22 protein-coding genes and 1 pseudogene are annotated in these 22,826 nt (G+C 62.8%); 13 read left to right on the forward strand and 10 right to left on the reverse strand.

Going from position 1 to position 22,826, the window contains the following annotated elements; all coding sequences use genetic code 11:
- Positions 1-311: 311 nt before the first annotated feature.
- Entirely contained in the window at positions 312-2,147 is a 1,836-nt protein-coding gene (phaC, locus tag ACYG9Y_RS09085) for a class I poly(R)-hydroxyalkanoic acid synthase (RefSeq protein ID WP_023738999.1), read from the reverse strand.
- 97 nt (positions 2,148-2,244) lie between these two features.
- Between phaC and ACYG9Y_RS09090 the strand changes: the two genes are divergently transcribed.
- The 4 genes from ACYG9Y_RS09090 (at position 2,245) to recJ (ending at position 7,363) form a co-directional block, all read left to right on the forward strand.
- Entirely contained in the window at positions 2,245-2,655 is a 411-nt protein-coding gene (locus tag ACYG9Y_RS09090) for a hypothetical protein (RefSeq protein WP_023738998.1), read from the forward strand.
- A 90-nt stretch (positions 2,656-2,745) separates the two neighbouring features.
- Positions 2,746-3,963, forward strand: a complete 1,218-nt coding sequence (locus ACYG9Y_RS09095) for an LL-diaminopimelate aminotransferase (protein ID WP_023681615.1) — start codon at positions 2,746-2,748, stop codon at positions 3,961-3,963.
- Positions 3,964-4,013: 50 nt separating this feature from the next.
- On the forward strand, positions 4,014-5,327 hold the full coding sequence (locus ACYG9Y_RS09100; protein ID WP_023738997.1) for a homoserine dehydrogenase: 1,314 nt from the start codon (positions 4,014-4,016) through the stop codon (positions 5,325-5,327).
- A 251-nt stretch (positions 5,328-5,578) separates the two neighbouring features.
- Positions 5,579-7,363 carry a single-stranded-DNA-specific exonuclease RecJ gene (gene recJ / locus ACYG9Y_RS09105; RefSeq protein ID WP_023738996.1) on the forward strand — a complete coding sequence of 595 codons (1,785 nt, stop codon included), beginning with the start codon at positions 5,579-5,581 and terminating at the stop codon, positions 7,361-7,363.
- A 15-nt stretch (positions 7,364-7,378) separates the two neighbouring features.
- Here recJ and ACYG9Y_RS09110 read toward each other — a convergent pair whose 3' ends face one another.
- The 3 genes from ACYG9Y_RS09110 to folE all read right to left on the reverse strand — a co-directional run bounded on the left by ACYG9Y_RS09110 (position 7,379) and on the right by folE (position 9,564).
- Positions 7,379-8,350, reverse strand: a complete 972-nt coding sequence (locus ACYG9Y_RS09110) for a patatin family protein (protein ID WP_023667624.1) — start codon at positions 8,348-8,350, stop codon at positions 7,379-7,381.
- Between the two features lie 84 nt (positions 8,351-8,434).
- Positions 8,435-8,893: a phosphoribosyl-AMP cyclohydrolase gene (hisI, locus tag ACYG9Y_RS09115; protein WP_023738995.1), complete on the reverse strand. Its 459-nt coding sequence runs from the start codon at positions 8,891-8,893 to the stop codon at positions 8,435-8,437.
- A gap of 35 nt (positions 8,894-8,928) precedes the next feature.
- Positions 8,929-9,564: a GTP cyclohydrolase I FolE gene (folE, locus tag ACYG9Y_RS09120; protein WP_023667622.1), complete on the reverse strand. Its 636-nt coding sequence runs from the start codon at positions 9,562-9,564 to the stop codon at positions 8,929-8,931.
- Between the two features lie 241 nt (positions 9,565-9,805).
- Between folE and ACYG9Y_RS09125 the strand changes: the two genes are divergently transcribed.
- Both ACYG9Y_RS09125 and ACYG9Y_RS09130 read left to right on the forward strand, forming a co-directional pair.
- Complete coding sequence (locus tag ACYG9Y_RS09125; RefSeq protein WP_023738994.1) at positions 9,806-10,252, forward strand: iron-sulfur cluster assembly scaffold protein; 447 nt, start codon at positions 9,806-9,808, stop codon at positions 10,250-10,252.
- 40 nt (positions 10,253-10,292) lie between these two features.
- Positions 10,293-10,691 carry a cell envelope integrity TolA family protein gene (locus ACYG9Y_RS09130; RefSeq protein ID WP_156929761.1) on the forward strand — a complete coding sequence of 133 codons (399 nt, stop codon included), beginning with the start codon at positions 10,293-10,295 and terminating at the stop codon, positions 10,689-10,691.
- Positions 10,692-10,717: 26 nt separating this feature from the next.
- On the opposite strand, the gene ACYG9Y_RS09135 is transcribed toward ACYG9Y_RS09130, so the two are convergent.
- Positions 10,718-11,470 (reverse strand): LysR substrate-binding domain-containing protein, encoded by a 753-nt coding sequence (locus ACYG9Y_RS09135; protein ID WP_460223112.1) that lies wholly within the window; start codon positions 11,468-11,470, stop codon positions 10,718-10,720.
- Between the two features lie 5 nt (positions 11,471-11,475).
- Positions 11,476-11,745 (reverse strand): annotated as a pseudogene (locus ACYG9Y_RS09140) (LysR family transcriptional regulator); the annotation flags it as partial.
- Between the two features lie 93 nt (positions 11,746-11,838).
- On the opposite strand from ACYG9Y_RS09140, the gene ACYG9Y_RS09145 reads away from it, so the two are divergent.
- The 3 genes from ACYG9Y_RS09145 (at position 11,839) to blaOXA (ending at position 13,464) form a co-directional block, all read left to right on the forward strand.
- On the forward strand, positions 11,839-11,997 hold the full coding sequence (locus ACYG9Y_RS09145) for a hypothetical protein (RefSeq protein WP_023738992.1): 159 nt from the start codon (positions 11,839-11,841) through the stop codon (positions 11,995-11,997).
- A gap of 123 nt (positions 11,998-12,120) precedes the next feature.
- On the forward strand, positions 12,121-12,510 hold the full coding sequence (gene yidD / locus ACYG9Y_RS09150; protein ID WP_023738991.1) for a membrane protein insertion efficiency factor YidD: 390 nt from the start codon (positions 12,121-12,123) through the stop codon (positions 12,508-12,510).
- A 138-nt stretch (positions 12,511-12,648) separates the two neighbouring features.
- Positions 12,649-13,464, forward strand: coding sequence for a class D beta-lactamase (gene blaOXA, locus ACYG9Y_RS09155; RefSeq protein ID WP_023738990.1), 816 nt, complete (start codon positions 12,649-12,651; stop codon positions 13,462-13,464).
- Positions 13,465-13,477: 13 nt separating this feature from the next.
- On the opposite strand, the gene ACYG9Y_RS09160 is transcribed toward blaOXA, so the two are convergent.
- Complete coding sequence (locus ACYG9Y_RS09160) at positions 13,478-14,281, reverse strand: SAM-dependent methyltransferase (protein WP_460223113.1); 804 nt, start codon at positions 14,279-14,281, stop codon at positions 13,478-13,480.
- Positions 14,282-14,517: 236 nt separating this feature from the next.
- Between ACYG9Y_RS09160 and thrS the strand changes: the two genes are divergently transcribed.
- Complete coding sequence (gene thrS / locus ACYG9Y_RS09165; RefSeq protein WP_460223114.1) at positions 14,518-16,491, forward strand: threonine--tRNA ligase; 1,974 nt, start codon at positions 14,518-14,520, stop codon at positions 16,489-16,491.
- Positions 16,492-16,576: 85 nt separating this feature from the next.
- Positions 16,577-17,515 carry a lysophospholipid acyltransferase family protein gene (locus ACYG9Y_RS09170; protein ID WP_023738987.1) on the forward strand — a complete coding sequence of 313 codons (939 nt, stop codon included), beginning with the start codon at positions 16,577-16,579 and terminating at the stop codon, positions 17,513-17,515.
- Between the two features lie 58 nt (positions 17,516-17,573).
- On the opposite strand, the gene ACYG9Y_RS09175 is transcribed toward ACYG9Y_RS09170, so the two are convergent.
- Positions 17,574-18,536, reverse strand: coding sequence for a hypothetical protein (locus ACYG9Y_RS09175; protein ID WP_023691136.1), 963 nt, complete (start codon positions 18,534-18,536; stop codon positions 17,574-17,576).
- Positions 18,537-18,701: 165 nt separating this feature from the next.
- Between ACYG9Y_RS09175 and ACYG9Y_RS09180 the strand changes: the two genes are divergently transcribed.
- The gene (locus ACYG9Y_RS09180; protein ID WP_023738986.1) at positions 18,702-19,286 is read left to right on the forward strand and encodes a nitroreductase family protein; all 585 of its coding nucleotides are present in this window, start codon (positions 18,702-18,704) and stop codon (positions 19,284-19,286) included.
- A 108-nt stretch (positions 19,287-19,394) separates the two neighbouring features.
- The gene (locus ACYG9Y_RS09185) at positions 19,395-21,296 is read left to right on the forward strand and encodes a CASTOR/POLLUX-related putative ion channel (RefSeq protein ID WP_023738985.1); all 1,902 of its coding nucleotides are present in this window, start codon (positions 19,395-19,397) and stop codon (positions 21,294-21,296) included.
- Here ACYG9Y_RS09185 and ACYG9Y_RS09190 read toward each other — a convergent pair.
- Together ACYG9Y_RS09190 and ACYG9Y_RS09195 are read right to left on the reverse strand one after the other, a co-directional pair.
- On the reverse strand, positions 21,293-22,168 hold the full coding sequence (locus ACYG9Y_RS09190; protein WP_023738984.1) for an HpcH/HpaI aldolase/citrate lyase family protein: 876 nt from the start codon (positions 22,166-22,168) through the stop codon (positions 21,293-21,295). The two genes, ACYG9Y_RS09185 and ACYG9Y_RS09190, sit on opposite strands and share 4 nt — an antisense overlap.
- Positions 22,168-22,773 (reverse strand): MaoC family dehydratase, encoded by a 606-nt coding sequence (locus ACYG9Y_RS09195; RefSeq protein ID WP_460223115.1) that lies wholly within the window; start codon positions 22,771-22,773, stop codon positions 22,168-22,170. The genes ACYG9Y_RS09190 and ACYG9Y_RS09195 overlap by 1 nt, the downstream gene beginning before the upstream one ends.
- Positions 22,774-22,826 lie beyond the last annotated feature (53 nt).

The following is a 22,826-nucleotide window of genomic DNA, read 5'->3' on the forward strand; positions in this document are numbered from 1 at the left end:
GCTGCCGCTATAGTGCGACCTTCTCTCCCCGCGAGACGCGATCCTACTGATTTCAAAACTAAATTCCCCCTCGGTGTCCGGTCGGCCTGCTATTGGTGCGGCGTCGAAACGTTCACATCCAATAACCTTGTGTTCCCAAACCGGAAACGAGACTTGTGTCAATTCTGCAAGCCTCTGAATTATTTGCTCGTTGGAGGCCAATTGAGGCTTCTTGAAGGTTGACGACACCATTTCGCCCCGTTTTGCCGGCCCGTCAACTCACCAGACATTACATTCCGTTACACACAGGCACCTGCAAAAGGTGCCGGCCGTTACACGCGGACCTTCACATAGGTGCCGGGGGCATCACCCAGGGTTTTCATATGCTTGCCCGGTTTGCGGGCCGGAACGAGGGTGTCGTCCTGGGTTTCGATCCAGTGCTGCCAGTGCGTCCACCAGGAGCCGGGATGCTCCACCGCCGAGGCGAGCCACTGGCCAAAATCGCCCGTCGGTTTGCCGCCGGTCCAGTACTGGTATTTCTTGGCTGCCGGCGGGTTGACGACACCGGCAATGTGGCCGGAACCAGCCATCACAAACTCGACGTCGCCGCCGAAATATTGCGAGCCGAGAAACACCGAAAGGGCCGGCGCGATGTGATCTTCCTTCGACGCCAGGTTGTAGACCGGGATGGTGACGTCGGCCAGCGACACAGTGCGGCCGGCGAGTTCCATCACGCCACGAGTCAGATTGTTCTCGAGATAACAGTTGCGCAGGTAGAAGGAGTGGTTGGCGGCCGCCATGCGGGTGGAATCGGCGTTCCAATAGAGCAGGTCGAAGGGAAGGGGATCCCTGCCGCGCATGTAATTGTTGATGACATAAGGCCAGATCAGGTCGCCCGAGCGCAGCATGTTGAAGGCGGTCGCCATCTTGGTGCCGTCGAGGTAGCCCTTTTCGTTCATCGATTTCTCGACCGCTGCCACCTGGTCCTCGTCGACGAAGACTTTCAGGTCGCCGGCATGGGTGAAGTCGACCTGCGTGGTGAAGAAGGTCGCCGATTTGATGCGGTTGTCGCCTTCCTGTGCCAGCAGTGCGAGTGCGGCCGCCAGCAGCGTGCCGCCGACGCAATAGCCGATGGCGTTGACCTCTTTCTCGCCGGTCGCCTTCTCGATCGTGTCGAGGCCGTATTGCAGGCCCTCCCGTATGTAAGCTTCCCAGCCCTTGGCGCCGTGCCGCTCGTCGGGATTGATCCAGGAGATGACGAACACGGTATGGCCTTGCTCGATCGCCCAGCGGATGAAGGACTTTTGCGGGTTGAGATCGAGGATGTAGAACTTGTTGATCCAGGGCGGGCAGATCAGCAGCGGGCGCTTGAGCACCGTCTCCGTCGTCGGATCGTACTGGATGATTTCGGCGACATCGCTGCGGCCGACCACCTTGCCGGGAGATGTCGCGACGTTCTTGCCGATCTCGAAGGGCGAATAGTCAGCTTGTCTCAGCTTCAGGTCGCCCTTGCCGGCGGCGATGTCTTCGGCCAGCATCTTCATGCCGCGCACCAGGTTTTCTCCATTCGAGGCGACGGTTTCTCGAAACAGCTCCGGATTGGTCAGGATGAAGTTCGACGGCGAGATGGCATTGGACACCTGCTTGACGTAGAAGCTCGCCTTGTGGCGGGTGTGGTCGTCGAGGCCTTCGGCGTGCTCGACCAGGTCGGCCGCCCAGCGCGAGGTGACGAGATAGGCCTGTTTGAGGAAATCGAAGAAAGCGTTGCGACCCCATTCGGGGTCTTGAAAACGCTTGTCGCCGCGCTCGGGCTTGACCGCTTCGTCCGGCGCTTCAGCATTCGGGCTAACCTTCTGGATGGCGTTGCCCCAGACCGTCATGTAGCCGGCGAACAGTCGCGTCTGCGCTTCCAGCGCGCGTTGCGGGTCGGCCAGCCAATATTCGCTGAGCTTGGAAAAGGTTTTGACCATGTCGACCACGGGTTCGGCGACATGATCGCGCACCTCGCCTTTTTCGCGCGGCTCGGCCCAGGCGGAGGCGGCTTTGCCGGCCTGTTCGACCATACGCGCCATGTTCAACGCGAAGCGTTCCGGGTCTTTCACCAGATATTGCTCGACGGTCGAAGATTGATGATCTTCCGCTTTGCTCGAATCAGGTGTTTTGGACATGGCTCGCGGGGTTCCTCCCGAGGCGTTTTCTTGACATATTATCATGGGACATCTGACCGGGTCCAATGCGCTGTACCCCGGCTGCCAGGAAAACAATATGACGATTAACACCGGCGAGACCATTTTTTCGGGGGCAGGCCGCTTTTGCCGCATCGCGGTTGCAATCGCCTGTCTGGCGCCAGGGCTGCTGGCGGCAAGTGGCTGCACGAGCGCCAACACCGGCAACGGGATGAATGTCGGCCTGACCCAGGGCGCGCAGGACACCGGCTCTTATCCCAATCTCAACATCCCACCGCAGGTGGCGGCAAAGCAACTCACCCCTGAGGAGACGCAGGCCAAGCTTGCCCAGTTGAAGGGCGAACAGCAGGGGCAAGCGGCCAAGGGCGGCGGCGGTGCCCCGTCCACCAGCCCGGCGGCGCTGAATTCGCTGGCGAAGAACCATGGCAAGGACACGCTGAAGCAGATCGAAGCCAAATGCGATCCCGCCCTCGACCCTACCTGCAAATAAGGCTATATCGCGCGCCGAAAGCGGTCTTTGCCAAAGGCGCCTAGCCAAGCCAACTGTGCTAAAGCCAATCTTAAATCGTCTGGAACTGACATGGAAGAATTTCACAAGGTCCGCCGGCTTCCGCCCTACGTGTTCGAGCAGGTCAACCGGCTGAAGGCCAGCGCCCGTTCGCGCGGCGCCGACATTATCGACCTTGGCATGGGCAACCCGGACCTGCCCACGCCGAAGGCGATCGTCGACAAATTGTGCGAAGTGGTGCGCGATCCGCGCACGCATCGCTATTCCTCCTCGCGCGGCATCCCAGGTCTGCGCCGCGCCCAGGCCGCCTATTATCAGCGCCGTTTCGGCGTGAAGCTCAATCCCGACACGCAGGTGGTGGCGACGCTCGGTTCGAAGGAAGGCTTCGCCAATATGGCGCAGGCGATCACCGCGCCGGGCGACGTGATCCTGTGCCCCAACCCGACCTATCCGATCCATGCTTTCGGCTTCATCATGTCGGGCGGCGTCATCCGTTCGCTGCAGGTCGAGCCGGATGACGGCTTCATCCCGGCGCTCGAGCGCGGTGTCCGTCATTCGATCCCGAAGCCACTGGCATTGATCCTCAACTATCCGTCGAACCCGACGGCGCTGGTCGCCTCGCTCGATTTCTACAAGGACGTGGTCGCCTTCGCCAAGAAGAACGACATCATCATCCTGTCGGACCTTGCCTATTCGGAGATCTATTTCGACGGCAATCCGCCGCCTTCGGTGCTGCAAGTGCCGGGCGCCATCGATGTCTGCGTCGAGTTCACCTCGATGTCGAAGACCTTCTCCATGCCCGGCTGGCGCATGGGCTTTGCCGTCGGCAATGAGCGGCTGATCTCGGCGTTGACGCGGGTGAAGTCCTATCTCGACTACGGCGCCTTCACGCCGATCCAGGTTGCGGCGGCGCATGCGCTGAATGGCGACGGCGCCGACATCGCCGAAGTGCGCGAGGTCTATTTGAAGCGCCGCGACGTCATGGTCGACGCCTTCAGCCGCGCCGGCTGGACCATTCCGGCACCGGCTGCCTCGATGTTCGCCTGGGCGCCGATCCCGGAGCCGTTCAAGCATCTCGGCTCGCTTGAGTTTTCCAAGCTCCTGATCGAGCACGCCGACGTGGCGGTGGCGCCGGGCATCGGCTTTGGCGAGCATGGCGACGATCATGTCCGCATCGCGCTGGTCGAGAACGAGCACCGGATCCGGCAGGCGGCGCGCAACATCAAGCGCTTCCTGGCGTCCAGCGCCAAGCAGCCGAACAATGTGGTGCCGCTCGCCGCGCATCGCTAAAGTCGCCGCACATCTTATTCGAGCAGATTTTTTGAGGGGCGTCGCCGGGCATGGCTGAAGCGTTGCGTGTTGGAATTGCGGGTCTGGGTACGGTTGGCGCCTCGGTGGCGCGCGTGCTGCGCGACAAGGCAGCGGAGCTGACGCGCCAGTGCGGACGCGATGTCATCGTCACGGCCGTTTCCGCGCGCGATCCCAAGCGCGACCGTGGCGTCGACCTCAGCGCCGCCAAATGGTTCGACGATCCGATCAAGATGGCGCAGGCCGCCGATATCGACGTCTTCGTCGAACTGATCGGCGGCGACGAAGGGGCAGCGCGCGCGTCGGTCAAGGCAGCACTTGAAGCCGGACGTCATGTCGTCACCGCCAACAAGGCGCTGTTGGCCAAGCACGGCGTGGCGCTTGCCGAAATCGCCGAGAAGAAGGGCGTGCTGCTCAACTACGAGGCGGCAGTTGCCGGCGGCATCCCGGTCATCAAGACGATGCGCGAGGCGATGGCCGGCAATTCGGTCACCCGCGTCTTCGGCATCCTGAACGGCACCTGCAACTACATCCTGACCCGCATGGAGGCCGAGGGCATCTCCTTCGACGAGTGCCTGAAGGACGCGCAACGGCTGGGCTACGCCGAAGCCGATCCGACTTTCGATATCGAGGGCCATGACACGGCGCATAAATTGTCGATCCTGACCAGCCTGGCCTTCGGCACCAGGATCGCCGCCAATGACATCTACATGGAAGGCATTTCCAATATCAGCCAGGCCGATATCCGCGCTGCCGCCGATCTCGGCTACCGGATAAAATTGCTCGGTGTCGCGCAGCGCACCGACAGCGGCATCGAGCAGCGCGTGCACCCGACCATGGTGCCGACCGCTTCGGTGATCGCACAGGTGCATGGCGTCACCAATGCGGTGGCCATCGAAACCGACATTTTGGGCGAACTGCTGCTCTCCGGCCCCGGTGCCGGCGGCAACGCCACCGCGTCCGCCGTGGTCGGCGATATCGCCGACATCGCAAAGAGCCGGCCGGGCTTCCAGCACGGTCCGGTGTTCGGCCTGCCGGCCAAGGAATTGCGTCCCTACAAGAAGGCGCAGATGCGCAGCCATGCCGGCGGCTATTTCATCCGGCTGACCGTGCACGACCGCATCGGCGTCTTCGCCGCGATCGCCAAGCGCATGGCGGACAACGACATTTCGCTGGAATCGATCGTCCAGCATGCCGTCAGCGGCGAGACGGACGCGCAAAAGACGGTGATCCTGGTCACCCACGAGACGACGGAAGCAGCGGTGCGCAAGGCTGTCGACGGCATCACCAAGGACGGCCACCTCACAGACAAGCCGCAGGTTATCCGCATCGAGCGTGCGGGCTAGGCCAAGTCATTTTTTTCCTTTAACCGATTGATGCTGCTGCTGAAAAGTGGTTTCGGACGCCATAATGCTCTATCTCTTTGATTTGGAGCCGGATTGAGATTTCAGGTCGAACCCACCAATCATCATCGGGCTCTGGCGGAGGCGTGAGCCGCGAGATCAAGGCGCGTCACCAGGATGTGGAAAAGTTTTGAGACTTTCCTGTTTAGCCGTCGCATATTGCCGGAAATGACAATCTATAGATTACGCCTCCTATGACGGGCGACAAACGCCTCTTCCTCGATATCAGGCAGTCGGCGACCGGTGTTTCCTGGGAACACCGGTTGAGCGAGCGGCAGGACATGACCGCGCTTGCCATAGCGCAGGGCCACGGCGTGCCCGACATTGTGGCTCGCGTGCTCGCCGGGCGAGGCGTCACCGCCGACCAGGCCGAGCGCTTCCTCGATCCGACGCTTCGCAATCTGTTGCCGGATCCGGCTTCGCTGACCGACATGGGCAAGGCTGCGACCCGCATCGCCGAAGCGGTCATGGCCAAGGAGAAGGTGGCAATCTTCGGCGACTACGATGTCGACGGCGCCGCCTCTTCGGCGTTGCTCAAGCGCTTCCTGACGCATTTCTCGGTGCCTTCGGAGATCTACATTCCCGACCGCATCTTCGAGGGCTACGGCCCCAATCCGGAGGCTATGCGCGAACTGGTCTCGCGCGGCGCGACGCTGATCGTCACCGTCGATTGCGGCACCAACAGCGCTGTCTCCATCGATGCCGCCAAGGCCGCAGGCGCCGATGTGGTGGTGCTCGACCACCATCAGGTCGGCGGCCCGCTACCGGAGGCGACCGCGGTCGTCAATCCCAATCGCGAGGACGACCTTTCCGGGCAAGGCCATCTGTGCGCCGCCGGTGTCGTCTTCCTCACTCTGGTGCAGACGGCGAGGGTCCTGCGCAGCCGATTGCCCGACGCAGCGCCACCGGACCTGTTGTCGTTGCTCGACTTGGCGGCGCTGGCCACGGTTTGCGATGTGGTGCCGCTCATCGGCGTGAACCGCGCTTTCGTCGTCAAGGGACTACAGATGGCGCGGCAGCAGAAGAATGAGGGGCTCGCCGCACTGGCGCGGGTGTCCCGCATCGGTGAGCCGATAAGCACCTTTCATCTCGCCTATCTGATTGGGCCGCGCATCAATGCCGGCGGCCGCATCGGCGATGCAGCACTTGGCAGCCGGCTGCTCGCCACCGACGATCCGGTTGAGGCCGGGACCATTGCCGAGACACTCGACCGGCTCAACCAGGAACGCCAGCAGATGGAGCTGGAGATGCTGGCAGCGGCGCGCGCCGAGGCTGACGCCGAACTTGCCGGCGGCAACGGGCCGGCCATCATCGTCACCGCCAGCACCAATTGGCATCCCGGCATTGTCGGCTTGATCGCCTCGCGGCTGAAGGACCATGCGCGGCGGCCGGCCTTCGCCATCGCCTTCAACGCCAATGGCATCGGCACCGGCTCTGGCCGTTCGGTGTCGGGCTTCGATCTCGGACGGCTGGTGCGCGCAGCCGCCGATGCCGGGCTGATCGTCAAGGGCGGCGGCCACGGCATGGCCGCCGGCATCACGGTGGAACGCGCCAAGCTCGGCGAACTCCGTGCTTTCTTCGAGGAGCGCGCGGCGGCCGAAGTGTTCCGGCTGCAGGACGAAGAAAGTCTGGCCGTCGACGGCGCGCTCGCCGCCGAGGGCGCGACGATTGCTTTGCTCGATGCGCTGGAAAAGGCCGGGCCTTTCGGCGCCGGCCATGTCGCGCCGGTGTTCGCGCTGCCGCGCCATCGGCTGGCCGACGCGCGGGCTGTCGGCACCAACCACATCCGGGCTGATCTGCAGTCGGAAAGCGGCGGCCGCATCCAGGGCATCGCCTTTCGATCCGTCGATACCGCGCTGGGCGAATTCCTGTTCGAGAACAGGGGCAACACGATCCATGTAGCCGGGTCGCTGTCGGGGAATTATTGGAACGGCAACCGCACGGTGCAGTTCCGCATCACCGATGCGGCCAAAGCCTGACATTGCCTAATTGGTTTAAGCGAGAACCGTCTGCAGCCGCTTCAACTCGCTGATCTGCGCCATCGTCGCCTGGTAACCGACGCTGATCGCCTCATCCGCGCGGTGGAATTCGGTCAAGCCGATATGGCTGAGTTTCGGTTGCAGCGACATGTCGGGCGGATCGCCCGCCAGCCTTGCGCGTGAAATCCGGTCCTGGATGATGTTGAAGGCTTCGACCATGACGCCGGTGATGCCGAGACGGCTCTGGTGCGGCTGGTGGTCGGGGCTGGCCTGGCCTGGCCGGGGCGCGTCCTTCTCGATGAGCAGTTCGCCGGCGCTGTGCTTGATGACGGCGGCGCGGCCGAACAGATCGTAGTGAAGGTTGACCGCGACGACCAGCGGCTGCTCGTAGGCGCGGCAGACCGAAACCGGAACCGGGTTGACCAGCGCGCCGTCGACCAGAATGCGGCCGTTGCAATTCACCGGTTCGAACACGCCGGGCAGCGCATAGGAAGCCCGCATCGCGGTGATCAGCGAACCGCTGGACAGCCAGATCTCATGGCCGGTGCGAATTTCGGCGCCAACGGCGACGAAGGGTTTCGTCAGATCCTCGAAGCGGATGCCTGCCATGTGCTCGCGCAGCCTGACGTCCAGTTTCATGCCGCCGAACAGGCCGCTGCCGCGCAGATTGAGATCGAGCAGGCCGAAGATGCGCCGCTTGGTCAGGCTGCGGGCGAACTCCTCGAGTTCGTCCAGCTTGCCGGCGAGATAGCAGCCGCCAACCAGCGCGCCGATCGAGGTGCCGGCGATCATCGAGACTTCGATGCCGGCTTCGTCGAGCGCGCGCAGCACGCCAATGTGCGCCCAGCCGCGTGCGCAGCCGCCGCCCAGCGCGAGCGAAATGCCTGTCTTGCCCGCGGGTTGCGGGTCAGGCACGCCGCCGGACGATGAGGGGCCATTGGCCTCCCGCACGTCCGGTCTGCTACGCAATGACGCCCACTCGAGCATCATGATCTCCCTTGTCCCGCGTCCGTTCTACAGGAAGGACGTTTGAGAATAGTGAATATGAGTGGTTTGCGACTGTTGAATGGTTCACGCGGGCTTCCGATACGTTTTTTCCGCATCGAACAGCGGCGTGCTGCCATCGTCGGCAAGCGTTGCCTTGCCGCCGATTAGCCCCACCGTCCGATAAAAACATGAACGCCGGCCGGTGTGACAAGTTGCGTCGTGGCCCAACACTTTGACGCGCAACCATATGGCGTCCTGGTCACAATCCGTGAGCATCTCGACGACGGTCTGAAAATTGCCTGATGTTTCGCCCTTCTTCCACAGCGTGCTGCGCGAGCGCGACCAGTAGTGCGCGATGCCGGTTTCGAGCGTCAGCGCCAGCGCCTCGGCATTCATATGCGCGACCATCAGCAGCATACCGTCAGCGGCGTCGGTGACGACGACGGTGACCAGCCCGGCAGCATCGAAGCGCGGGGAAAACACCGCGCCTCCTTCGAGAGCCTTCTTGTCAGATGGAGCCTTGGGAAATGTTGGTGCCGACATCGCCGGTCCTTGATCTAGCGATGCCGGCGAGGGGCTTACGCCCCGAGGCCGCGCACCATGGTGACGAAACGGACCTGTTCCTCGGGCGTGTCCTTGAACACGCCGGTGAAGGTCGAGGTCAGCGTAGTGGAGCCCTGCTTGCGGATGCCGCGCATGGCCATGCACATATGCTCAGCCTCGATCATGACGGCGACACCGCGCGGATTGAGCACGTCCTGGATGACGCCGGCGATCTGTGCGGTCATGGCCTCCTGAGTCTGCAGGCGATGGGCGAAGATATCGACCACACGGGCAATCTTGGACAGGCCGACGACCTTGCCATCCGGGAGGTAGCCGACATGCGCCTTGCCGATGATCGGCACCATGTGGTGCTCGCAATGCGAGTGGAACTGGATGTCCCTGACGATGACGAGATCATCATAGCCGGCGACTTCCTCGAAGGTGCGGCCGAGCTCTTCGGCCGGGCACATGTCATAGCCGTTGAACATTTCGAGAAAGGCCTTGGTGACGCGCTTGGGCGTGTCGATCAGGCCCTCGCGGTCCGGATTGTCGCCGGTCCAGCGCAACAGCGTGCGCACGGCGGCCTCGACCTCGGCTTCGCTCGGCCTGTCGGTGACCGGCTTGTCCAGATAGTCGGAAGGGGGCATTATTTTCTTGATGACGGCATCCATAAAGGCGTCTCCCGTAGTTCCTCTCTCAGGAGGAACGAGTTGAACGGACCACGACCTTTCGGGTGCTGAAAACTCGCCCGGTTTCCAGCCCGCAAGCGGCGTGAACGAAATGGGCAAGGACGATGGCTTTGCGTTGCCTTGTCGATACCCGACGGCCACCATTATATATGGTCGTACGCAGCGAATGAAAGACGCTACAACGGCAATCGCTGTTCGCTTGGCGGCGACGGATTGGAAAAATATGATTGACGACGTCTACAATGCGAAAATTCTGGGTTTTGCCGGAAACATCGCCCGCATCGGCCGGCTCGATCATCCGGATGCGAGCGCCAAGGCGCATTCCAAACTGTGCGGCTCGACTGTGACCGTTGACCTCAAGATGAACAATGGCGTCGTCACCGATTTCGCCCATGACGTGAAGGCCTGCGCGCTCGGCCAGGCCTCGTCCTCGATCATGGCTGAGCATGTCATCGGCGCTAGCGCCGACGAATTGCGCGCGGTGCGCGAGACCATGCTGAAGATGCTGAAGGAAAACGGCGCGCCGCCGCAAGGCCGCTTTGCCGATTTGAAATATCTGGAGCCGGTGCGCGACTACAAGGCGCGTCATGCCTCGACAATGCTGACCTTCGATGCGGTCGTCGATGCCATAGGCCAGATCGAGAAGAAGCGCGCGGAAGAAGCGGTGTGACATAGCACAGACTTCGCGCAGGCCATGACGGAGGAAGTGCTTGCATTGGTTGATGGTGGCTTTGGGCGTTGCGGTTTCGCTGGTGACGAGTGGCTATGCTGCCGGAGAAGAAAGCGCTTCGCAGCAGAAGGCCGCCACCTATCTCTTTGACAAGCTGGCTGGCTGCTGGAATATCCCAGCCGGCGACGGATCAATGATCACGATCACGCGCGTCCAAATCAGCCTGAACCGGGATGGTTCGCTGGCGGGACCGCCAAAGGTACTCAACCCCGCGACAGAGCCACAGGGCAAGATGTTCAATCAAAGCGCAGTTCGGGCAATTGCCCGTTGTGCGCCCTTCACTGGCCTTGCCGCTTATGTCGACAGCTACCAGGCTTGGCGCGAGATCACTGTCAATTTCGACGCCCGAGACATGTCATCCACCCCGCAGCAGAAATAGAAGCCGAACGCTAAGATTACGCCGGCTTAGGTCTGCAGTGTCTGCGCCCGTCTGCTTTCGGCAAATTCGCTTCTCACCCAGTCGGCAAACGCCTTGACCGGGTCCGGCAGGTCCTTCAAACTCCTGGCCACCAGCCAGTAGGCGCCGGATGCGACGTCAATGTCGAACGGCTTGATCAGCGCGCCGGACGCAATCTCGTCGCCGATCTGCAAGAGGTCGCCCAGCGCCACGCCGTGGCCGAGCAGGGCCGCCTGCTTCGACAGCGACACATCCGCCAGCATAGGGCCGCGCGCCGGAATGGCGTCGGCGGCGACGCCAGCCGCTTCGAACCAGCGCGCCCAGCCCTGACGATTTTCCTCGTGCAACAGCGTGTAGCGGGCAAGGTCGAGCGGCTTTTCGAGGGCAGGGCCCGATCCCAGCAAGGCCGGCGACAGGACCGGTAAATCGACGGTCGAGGCTAGCCATTCGGCCTCGCTGCGCGGCCATGAAGTGGCGCGCGCGCTGAAGCGCAGGGCGAGTTCAGGCTGATCGCTGCGGAACTCGATCGACCTTGGATCGACCTCGAGGGAAACGTCGATATCAGGCCGCAACTGGCTGAACCGGTTGAGCCGCGGCAACAGCCATACCGAGGCCAGCGACGGCTCGACACTGATGCGAACCACCGACTGTGCCGGCTTGGGGTTGGCATCCTCGTTGAGCCGCACGGCCCGCACGATGATGCCACAGTTGCCCACATCGAACATCTGGCTTGACTGCCGGAAGCTGGCCTTGGGCTTCATGTGCGGGCCGCCACCAGGTCCGAAAGCAGCCTGTCGATGTCGTCGAAACTCCTGACCAACTGATCGAGCAGGCGCTGGCCGGCCGCGGTCAGCTCGACGCGGCGGTGATGACGGTGGAACAAGGGCTGACGCAGGAACTGCTCGAGTTCGCGGATCTGCCGGCTGATGGCGGCCTGCGAGACGAACAGCTCCTCGGCGGCCCGGCTGAAACTCAATTGCCGGCCGGCTGCCTCGAAACTTCGCAACGCCGTCAGTGGCAGCCGTCCGCGCTTCATTCGCATAACCCAAAGTTATCCGAAACGGAAATTATACTCGTTTGAAGGCGAAGGCCAGTGGGCGTCTAATTCCGCTCCTAGAGGGACACGGACATGATCCAGTTTCTGGAAATCCTTGGCGATGTGATGCGGATCGCGACGTTTCAATGGCGTGGCGACAGGCGGCATCATGTGCAGCGCACCGAGCAAAGGCCGGCCACCCGCTGGGCGGCTCGAGCGGAGCGGCATCCCTTTCGCCGCTCGCGACCCTGAAGCCGACAAAGAGGCGAGTGAGTGAAGAGGATTGCGTTTGCCGGCCGAAGCTCACATCTATCGGTTTGGAAACGCAAGCTGACCCGGAAGCCGGTTTCGGGTCGCGTTCGGAAAGAGACTGCGGTGGGCGACCAGCATCGGCATGTGCATGCCGCCGGACGGACCCGGCGCGGGCGCAACTGGCCCGGTTCCTGGCGCAAAACACCCGGCCGCATTTTCGGCACGTCGCTGGTGCGCTTGTACCAGCTGACGCTGTCCGGCTTTGTCGGCAATTCCTGCCGGCATCTGCCGACCTGTTCCGAATACGCGCATGAGGCGATCGCCCGCCACGGCCTGTGGGCCGGCGGCTGGATGGGGCTGTTTCGCGTGCTGCGCTGCGGTCCGTTCGGTACGCATGGCATCGACCGCGTGCCGGAGGTGCTCGCCCCGCGCTACGTCTGGTTCACGCCATGGCGTTATTGGCAGATCGGCAGGAAGCGCGGCGAGGCCGACGGCGGGTGCGCTGGTCCCTGATCCAGATCGCCAGCGCGGCATTTCTTTACAATCCGGTAGGGTTAACAACGGGCTGTACAAACACTGCGCATTTGAGTCAAAATCGAGCCAAGACACTTCGCTAAGCGGCTCCTGGTCATTCCCCAGGAGAGAGCTCGCATGCGCCGGATCGAAACCCATCCCTTCATTATCGCCGCGGTCCTGTTCCTGCTGGCCTGGTTTTTGGGATTTCCGATGCGGGCGCAATCGGCGCCGCTGGGCGATGTCCAATGCACGCTTATCCAGGACGCGGCGAGCGGCGAGACGCTCTATCAAAGCGGCGTCTGCGACCAACGCGTCAGCCCGGCGTCGACCTTCAAGGTGCCGCTGGCGCTGATCGGGTACGACAGCGGAATCCTCAGCGACGAACACACGCCCAGCTGGGATTACAAGCCCGAGTTCAAGGCGGTGAAGCGCGACCACAAGACCGTCGATCCGGTAATCTGGGAGCGCGACTCGGTCGTGTGGTATTCGCGCGAGATCACACGCCGGCTTGGGAGCGAGAAGTTTGCCTTCTATGTCTCGAAGTTCGACTACGGCAACATGGATGTCTCGGGCGATGCCGGCAAGGACAACGGGCTCACGCAATCCTGGATAAATTCCTCGCTTGAGATATCGCCGGTCGAACAGACGGCCTTCCTGCGCCGGCTGCTTGCCGGCAAGATGCCTGTTTCTGCCAAGGCGCACGAGATGGCCAGGGCCATCCTGCCGACTTTCCAGGCCGGCGACTGGACAGTGCAGGGCAAGACCGGCAGCACCAGGCTCGGCAACAGCAAGGACAAGCGCTCGCTGGGCTGGTTCGTCGGCTGGGCCGAAAAGGGCGGCCGCCGGATCGTCTTTGCCCGGGTGGTCGTCGATACCAAACCGATCGACACGCCGAAGGGCCCGGCGACACGCGCGGCATTTCTGAAGGATTTGCCGCAACTGGTGAAGTGAACTTGCTTTAGCTTCAAGTGCTCCGGCGGGCACGAAGGATGTGGCCGCCGGAATTCCTTGTCTCTGCCTTTGGCCTCCTGGAGAAGCGGGCGATGTCGCTGCTTTCCAGATCTTCGATCTCATCGAAGCCGAGCTCGCGCAGCGATTGCGCCAGTGCCGCGGGCACGAAGAAGCTGATCCAGGGCTCTCCGGCAGCGGCGACGCGCGCCGCATGGAAAGAGAGGGCAGCCTGTCCAGCCGCATTGCGGTTCTCGGCCGGCTCGCTGTAGTCGAAGACGACCTCCGAACCGGGCATGCCGGCAATCCAGGACAGGGTGCTGAAGATTGCGTCCTGGCTCAGATACGGAACGACACCCAGCCAGATGAAGAAACTGGGCTCGGTCTGCCGCAAACCGGCCGACGTCAGTTCATCCGCGGGGCGCTGGCGCTCGAAGTTGACCGGCACGAACATGGTGGCCCGCGGTTCGGCAAGACCAGCATCGGCGATGCATTTGCGTTTCCAGGCCTGTGTCGCCGGGTGATCGACTTCGAACACCGCGACATCAGGGTACGGATTGCGCAGCGAGAAAGTGTCGAGGCCGGCGCCGAGCACCACCACTTGCTGAACGCCCCGGCGCACCGCCGCTGCCAGCCAGTCCTCGGCGAGACGGGCACGCCCGGCCACGAACAGGCGCAAGCGCCGGCTGCGCTCACCTTCCTGCTCGAGTTCCTGCGCCGTCGGTGCGGCATCGCCCAGTATCGCACTCGCATATGGGTCGCGAAACAGCGCCGCCTGCTGCGAGAACTGGTGGAGGGCCCGCATGCGCGCGACGCCCAAGGCGGTTCGGCTGGGTTTTGCGTCTTCCATGCCGGGGATTCCAACCTCGTGTCGGGGAAATTCGCAAGCCTGTGCGACTGGCCTGCGACATCTGTCGCGCCATTTCCTGACGGCTGCGCCAACGACGGCTCTTTACCTGATGCCGCGTGGCCTCTAAAACCCGCCCGCTGCCGGATGCTTCCGGCTTCACACCACGACCACCCGCGCTCGTTTGCGGGACTGGATAGGAGATACAAATGCTGAATTCCGTTTCCCTGACATTTCCCGATGGCTCCGTCCGCGACTATGACGCGGCGATGACCGGTGCGGGCCTCGCCGAATCGATCTCGAAGTCGCTGGCCAAGAAGGCTGTCGCCTATGCCATCGACGGCACCGTTCGCGATCTTTCCGACCCGCTTGGCAAGTCCGGCAAGGTCGAGATCATCACCCGCACCGATCCGCGCGCGCTGGAGCTCATCCGTCATGATGCAGCACACGTGCTGGCGGAGGCCGTGCAGGAACTGTGGCCGGGAACGCAAGTGACCATCGGGCCGGTGATCGAGAACGGATTCTATTACGACTTCGCCCGCAACGAGCCGTTCACGCCGGACGATTTCCCAATGATCGAAAAGAAGATGCGCGAGATCATTGCGCGCAACAAGCCGTTCACCAAGGAAGTCTGGTCGCGCGACAAGGCGAAAAATGTCTTTGCCGAGAAGGGCGAGCGCTACAAGCTCGAGCTGATCGACACCATTCCCGAAGACCAGGATCTCAAGATCTATTCCCAAGGCGAATGGTTCGACCTCTGCCGCGGCCCGCACATGGCCTCGACCGGCCAGATCGGCAACGCCTTCAAGCTGATGAAGGTGGCCGGCGCCTATTGGCGCGGCGATTCGAACAACCCGATGCTGACCCGCATCTACGGCACGGCCTGGGCCGAGCAGGCTGAACTCGATGCCTACCAGACGATGCTGGAAGAGGCAGAGAAGCGCGACCACCGCAAGCTCGGCCGCGAGATGGACCTGTTCCATTTCCAGGAAGAGGGGCCGGGCGTCGTCTTCTGGCACGCCAAGGGCTGGAAGATGTTCCAGAATCTGGTCAACTACATGCGCCGCCGCCTCGACGAGCAGGGCTATCAGGAGGTCAACGCACCGCAGGTTCTCGACAAGAGCCTGTGGGAGACGTCGGGCCATTGGGGCTGGTATCGCGATGCCATGTTCAAGGTGACGGTCGCCGGCGACGACACCGACGACGACCGCGTGTTCGCGCTGAAGCCGATGAATTGTCCGGGCCACGTGCAGATATTCAAGCACGGGTTGAAATCCTATCGCGATCTGCCCGTAAAGCTTGCGGAATTCGGCAATGTGCATCGCTACGAACCGTCCGGCGCCTTGCACGGGCTGATGCGCGTGCGCGGCTTCACGCAGGACGATGCGCATATCTTCTGCACCGAGGAGCAACTGGCCGCGGAATGCCTGCGCATCAACGATCTGATCCTGTCGACCTACGCCGATTTCGGCTTCGACGATGTCAGCGTGAAGCTGTCGACGCGGCCGGATAAGCGCGTCGGCACCGACGAGGCCTGGGATCATGCCGAGGCGATCATGGGCAACGTGCTGGATACAATCAGGACGCGATCGGGAAACCGCATCAAGACCTCGATCAATCCGGGCGAGGGCGCTTTCTACGGGCCGAAATTCGAATATGTGCTGAAGGACGCCATCGGCCGCGAATGGCAGTGCGGCACCACGCAGGTCGACTTCAATCTGCCGGAACGCTTTGGCGCGTTCTACATCGGTTCGGATTCGGAAAAGAAGCAGCCGGTGATGGTGCATCGCGCCATCTGCGGTTCGATGGAACGCTTTCTCGGCATCCTGATCGAGCATTATTCCGGCCATTTCCCGCTGTGGTTCGCGCCGCTGCAGGTGGTTGTGGCGACGATCACCTCGGATGCTGACGACTATGCGCGAAAGGTTGTCGCACAGTTGAAGGCGGCAGGACTTTTGGCCGAACCGGATCTGCGCAACGAGAAGATCAACTACAAGGTGCGTGAGCATTCGCTGGCCAAGGTTCCTGTGATCCTCGTCTGCGGCAAGCGCGAGGCGGAGGAGGAGACGGTCAACATCCGCCGGCTTGGCTCGCGCGATCAGGAATTGCTCAAGCTGGCCGACGCGCTGAAGCTGCTTTCCGACGAGGCTGTTTCGCCCGACCGAAGGCGCAGCGCGGCCTGAGCAATCAATATTTCGGAGAAATGGCGGTGGAGCGATCCACCGCCATTTTCACATGCCTGTCACGCCAACCTTGTAACGAGCCCCCATGCTCAAGCTGAAGATACGGGAAAGACCGTTTCCCGAACTCTCCTACGCCAATGCGAGCCAGCCGGCGCTGACGCGCTGGTTCATCCATTCCATTGAAGGTCTGTCGGGGCGCGACCGGTATGCCGCGCTCTATGATTTCTGGCGCCGCCAGGTGGCGCCGACCGGCGAGCGGGTGTTCAGCCGCATGCTGCAGCTGATCGACGTCAAGGTGCGCAGCACCGATCAGTGGCCGCCGGCGGGGCTGCCCGACACGCCGCTGGTGATCGTCGCCAACCACCCGTTCGGCATTGGCGACGGCATTGCCGTGCTGTCGCTCGTCGAGCAGCTCGGGCGTCCGTTCCGCGTCATGATCCACAAGGATCTGCTGAAGATCCGCGAGATGGAACCGTACTCGCTGCCGATCGACTTTTCCGAGACCAAGGACGCGGTGAAGAACAACATGGCGGTGCGCCACGAGGCAGTGCGGCTGTTGAAAGAGGGCGTCACCATCGTCGTATTTCCGGCCGGCGGCGTCGCCACCGCGCCGAAAGGCTTTGGCCGGGCGCGCGACCTGCCGTGGAAGATGTTTCCGGCGCGCCTCGTGCAGGACGCCAAGGCGTCGGTGGTGCCGATGCATTTTTCAGGTCAGAACGGCCGGCTGTTCCATCTGGTCAGCGGTCCGATGAACATGGCCGAGCGCGAAGGAAGGCTGGCGAAATTCGTCGGCAAGGCGTCGCTGACGTTGCGCCTTTCAATGCTCATCCGCGAATTTGCGCGGCTGTCCGGCAAGGCGATCGACGTTCGCGTCGGCGATGTGCTGAGCTGGGCCGAGCTGGAATCGCTGCGCGATCGCAAGGCGCTGCTTGAGCGTCTTCATCGCGGCGTCTTTGATCTGGCGCCCGACGCGCCGCGCGGCCGGGTCCACTTCCTGCAGCGCCGCCTGCGCAAGGCCGCCTGACGTAGCCCTGAACTACCACTTCAACTGAGAGCCAAACCGAGGCCAATGGGCGCGCCGGTCAGTCGGCGCCTTCCTCGGGATCGATGGCCGACGCCTCGGTGGCCAGGACCTCGATCTCCTGGTTCTGTCCGGCAACGACGGTGAAATCCTTCTGGTAGATGCGGTCGCGGTTCTTGGCGATGATGGTGTATTGGCCTTCGGCCAAGACCATCGAGGCGAAGGCGCCGACGGCCTCCTTGATCGGGTCGCCGGATTCGTTGAGCAGCGACCAGGATGTATCGGCGATGGCCTCGCCGCCGGTCTCGCGCACCAGCTTCATGGTCTCCTCCGCCGCGCGATGCTCGACGGTGGCTTCGGTCAGCTTGCCGGCTTCGACGCGGATGTCGGAGCGAATGACGGCATTGACCGCGCCATAGGTGGAGACGACATGATAAACGCCGGCGTTGAGCCGCACGACGCTGTTCGGCTCGACATCGGGAATGATCAAAGCGCGGTCGCCATTGGCCTCGGCGGTGCCCTCATAAATGGAGAAGCGCAGTTTTTTCGGCGGAATACGCACGCCGCCCGACAGCACCGCGTCGAGCTTGAGGCCGCCGGCATCGAGCACCAGGCTTTCGCGCTTGGCGTCCTTGCCGACGGTGATGCGCTTGGTGGCGCCGGCGCGTCCGTATGAGGCGTGGACCAGATAGCTGCCGGGTTCGAGCTGGAACACGGCGCTGCCGCCATGCGCGGAAGCCACCATCGGCAGCTTGCCGTCGCCGGCGGCCTCGGGCTTGAAGACGCGCCAGACGATGCCGCGCGTGATGTCGGCGCCCTTGTCGGTCAACTGGGCCGACAGCGTTATGGCGCCGCCGCCACCGAGTGCCAGCGGCGTCTCGCCCTTGGGCGGTGCATAGCTCGAAATATCGGGGAGTTTCAGATTGCCGATGCCGTCGGCATTCTGCGCCATGGCCATCGAGGCCGGCGCAAACAGCGCTACGGCGAGCCAAATCAGGAAAAGGCGCGATGTCCCCTCAAACATGCCTTGCGTTGAAGCCCAAGGCGGTGGCAATTTCAAGGCTTAAGAGTCCGACCGCCTTGGCAACAGGTTCTTTCGTCCGGCGCGCCCGCGCCAATGCCCGAGCCGCCCCGATCCGCAATGGCGCGCTTCAGCTCAAAATCGAGTGCTTTAGGAGACCTGGCCCCCATGGCGTCGCCGATCATCGACTTCCTGCTGACCCGAAACTCCGCACCGATTCCTGAATTGAAGGAACCGGCGCCCAGCGATGGCGATATCGCGACCATGATCGCGGCTGCAAGCCGGGTGCCCGATCACGGCCGGCTGGAGCCGTGGCGATTCATCCTTTATCGCGGCGAGGCGCGCGTCGAGATCGGCAGGAAGCTGGCGGCGCTCGCCGAACAGCGCGAAGGACCGCTGCCGGAAAACCGCCGCAACCAGGAGCTGGCTCGGTTTTCGCGTGCACCGCTGGTGATCGGCGTGGTCTCGAGCCCGAAGGACAATCCAAAAATCCCGCAATGGGAAATGTTCCTGTCCGGCGGCATGGCGGCGATGAACCTGATGATCGCAGCCAATGCGCTGGGCTACGGCACCAACATGATCAGCAACTGGTATTCCGACGTGGCGGAGGGCCGGGCGCTGCTGGGACTGGCGCCACAGGAACGTGTTGTCGGGTTTATCCATATTGGCTCCTATCAGGGACCGGCGCCGGAACGGCCGCGGCCCGATCCGGCAAAGCTCTATGCCGATTATGCGGGGCCGTGGAACGGCTGACACCCGAAAGCGATTCCCCTTTATTTAAACACAGGCTAAGACAGCGGCTTCGGCGATGCGTTGGGGTCGGCGCATCGACCATGGGGAATATTGGGGGTTGCCGGCGACATGAAGAAACGAGACTCGCTGGGAACCCGGCTGCGCTACGGGTTTGACAAGAGCATGGCCGCCGGCCCGATCGCGCTGATCGGCTGGCTCGCCGTTGCTTCGCTGCTGATCATCATTGCCGCCGCGGCTTTCCTTGCGGTGACCCGCATTGCGCCGGAGGGCGGCGAACCGTTGAACTTCTTCGAAGCATTCTGGGAATCGCTGATGCGCACGCTCGATTCCGGCACGATGGGCGGCGACACCGGCTGGGCCTTCCGTCTCGTCATGCTGTTTGTCACGCTTGCCGGAATTTTCGTCGTGTCGGCCCTCATCGGCGTGCTCAGCGCCGGCGTCGACAGCAAGCTCGATGAATTGCGCAAGGGCCGTTCGCGGGTGCTGGAGAGCGACCACACCATCATCCTCAACTGGTCGCCGTCGATCTTCGACGTCATCTCCGAACTCGTCATTGCCAATGCCAGCCGCCGCCATCCGCGCATTGTCGTCATGGCCAATATGGACAAGGTGGCGATGGAGGACGAGATCGCCGCCAAAGTCGACAGACTGGGCAATACACGCATCATCTGCCGCAGCGGCGACCCAACCGACCTCTATGATCTGGCCATCGTCAACCCGCAGACCTCGCGCTCCATCATCGTGCTGTCGCCGGACGGCGACGACCCGGATTCGCAAGTTATCAAGACGGTGCTGGCGCTGGCCAACGATCCGAACCGGCGCACGGCGCCCTATAATATCGCTGCCGAGATCCGCGACGGAAAGAACGCCGAGGTCGCCCGCGTCGTCGGCGGGGCCGAGGTACAGCTTGTCCTGGCCGACCAGCTGATCTCGCGCATCGTCGTGCATTCGAGCCGGCAGTCGGGTCTCAGCGGCGTCTATTCGGAGTTGCTCGATTTCGACGGCTGCGAGATCTACACGACCGAGCAGCCGGACCTCACCGGCAAGACCTTCGGCGAGGCGGTGATGGCGTATGAACATTGCGCGCTGATCGGGCTCTGCGACGAAAAGGGGCGCGTCAACCTCAACCCGCCGTCGGAGCTGGTGATTGGCAAGGACATGCGCGCCATCATCATTGCCGAGGACGATGCCGCCATCAAGCTGGGAAGCGCGACGGCCAAGATCGATACCGCGGCGATTCTTCGCCATCAGCCCATCGAGGCGAAGCCGGAGAGCACGCTGATCCTTGGCTGGAACCGGCGCGGTCCGATCATCACCTATGAACTGTCGCGCTACGTCGCGCCGGGTTCGATCCTGACCATCGCCGCCGATACGCCAGGCCTCGAACAGGAAGTTGCCGGGCTGCCGGTCGTCGGCGACAATCTGTCGGTTTCCTGCCGGATCACCGACACGTCGAGCAGCACAGCACTGGCAAGCCTGGACGTGCCTTCCTACGACCACGTGCTCGTCCTCGGCTACAGCGAGACCATGGCAGCGCAGCCCGCCGATACGCGCACGCTGGTGACGCTGCTGCATCTGCGCAAAATCGCAGACGATGCCGGCACGCACATCCCGATCGTCAGCGAGATGATCGACGTGCGCAACCGCGAGCTGGCGGCGGTGACCAAGGCAGATGATTTCGTCGTCAGCAACAGGCTGGTCAGCCTGATGCTGGCGCAGGCTTCGGAGAACCAGCATCTCGCCGCGATCTTCGATGACCTGCTCGACGAGGAGGGCTCCGAAATCTACATGCGTCCGGTCGGCGACTATGTCGCCATCGACCAGCCGGTGACGTTCTGGACGATCGCGGAATCGGCGCGGTTGCGCGGAGAGATCGCCATCGGGCACCGGCGCGTTCGCGCCGCGCAGAGTGATGAGCGGGCGCTGGGCGGCGTCACCGTCAACCCGTTGAAGTCGCAAGCGCTGGCCTACCTGCCTGAGGACCGGGTCATCGTGCTGGCGCGGGACTAAACCCCGACTGCCTTGGCGCGCGCCAGAAGCCGTTCGGCGAGCCTGAGATGCGGCCGGTCATACATCTTGCCGTCAATGCCGACCACGCCAGGATTTCCGGCCGCCTCGAAGGCCGCGACGATGGCCCGCGAGCGCTCGACCGCCTCGGCCGATGGCGTGAAGGCGGCGTTGATGACCGTCACTTGCGCCGGATGGATCGCCATCTTGCCGGTAAAACCATCACGCTCGGCCTCCGTGCATTCGGTTTCGAAGGCGGCCATGTCACGAAAGGCGGGGAAAACCGTGTCGATCGCCGCGACTTCGGCTGCGCCGGCGGCGAGGATGGTCATGGTGCGGGCAAGGCGGAAGACATCGGTGTATCGACCGTTGTCGTCGCGCGCAGCCCGCGCACCGATCGCCGCGGACAGATCTTCGGCACCCCAGGTGAGGCCGGCAAGCCTGGCGCTTGCCCCGGCATAGGTCGCGGCGGCCAGCAACCCAGCAGCGGTCTCGGTAATGATCGGCAGGATCTTGATCGCGCCATCCGGCAATCCGTTTTCGGCCTCATGTACGCGGAGCTTTACGGATAGCTGCTGGACATCCTGGCCGCTGTTCGACTTCGGCAGCATGATGCCGTCGGGTTTGACTGGAACCAGGGCGGCCAGATCATCGTCGGTCAACCCGGTCGATAGGTCGTTGACTCTGATATAGATAGCGGAGCTTGTCTGCTGCCTGTTGCCGGCAATAAAGCGTGCCGCGATGTCGCGTGCCGACGGCTTGTTTTGTGGCGCCACGGAATCCTCAAGGTCGACGATGACCACGTCGGCGCCGGCGCCAAAACCCTTCTCCAGTTTCTTTTTGGAATCCCCGGGCACAAACAGCAGCGAGCGCATCAGGCCGCCTTTTTCATCATCATCGCCTGGCGCGTGCATTTGGCAACGAGCACATCGTTCTGATTGTAGGCATGATGCTCGAACTCGACGATGCCGCGGTCCGGCTTCGATTTCGAGTCCCTGACTGAGAGCACCGTCGTTTCGACACGGATGGTGTCGCCGTGGAAGACCGGGTGCGGAAACACCGTCTCCTTCATGCCGAGATTGGCAATTGTGGTGCCGACGGTGATGTCATTGACGGAAATGCCGATCATCAGGCCGAGCGTGAACAGCGAATTGACCAGCGGTCTGCCCCATTCGCTCTTGGCGGCGAAGTCGAAGTCGATGTGCAGCGGCTGCGGGTTCAGCGTCATCACCGAGAACAGCATGTTATCGCTTTCGGTGACGGTCTTGCGCAGCGTGTGCAGAAAGACATGTCCGACGACGAACTCTTCGAGATAAAGCCCGGGCATCGTTTTTCTCCTCCGCTGCCTGACGGTTGATAGGCGCTGCCCATGCCACCCGCAAGTTTTAAGTCTTTGTTTTGATGCATGTCGTTGCCTCGAAACCGGGGCCACTTTCGAGCGACATGCATTAACAAACATGGTGAACCGTTCGTAAACCATTTCTGCCTAGGGTCATTCCTGGGGCCGGAAGCTTTCCGGCAAGGGGCGTAGCA

It is taken from the genome of Mesorhizobium sp. W050 (assembly GCF_054719535.1).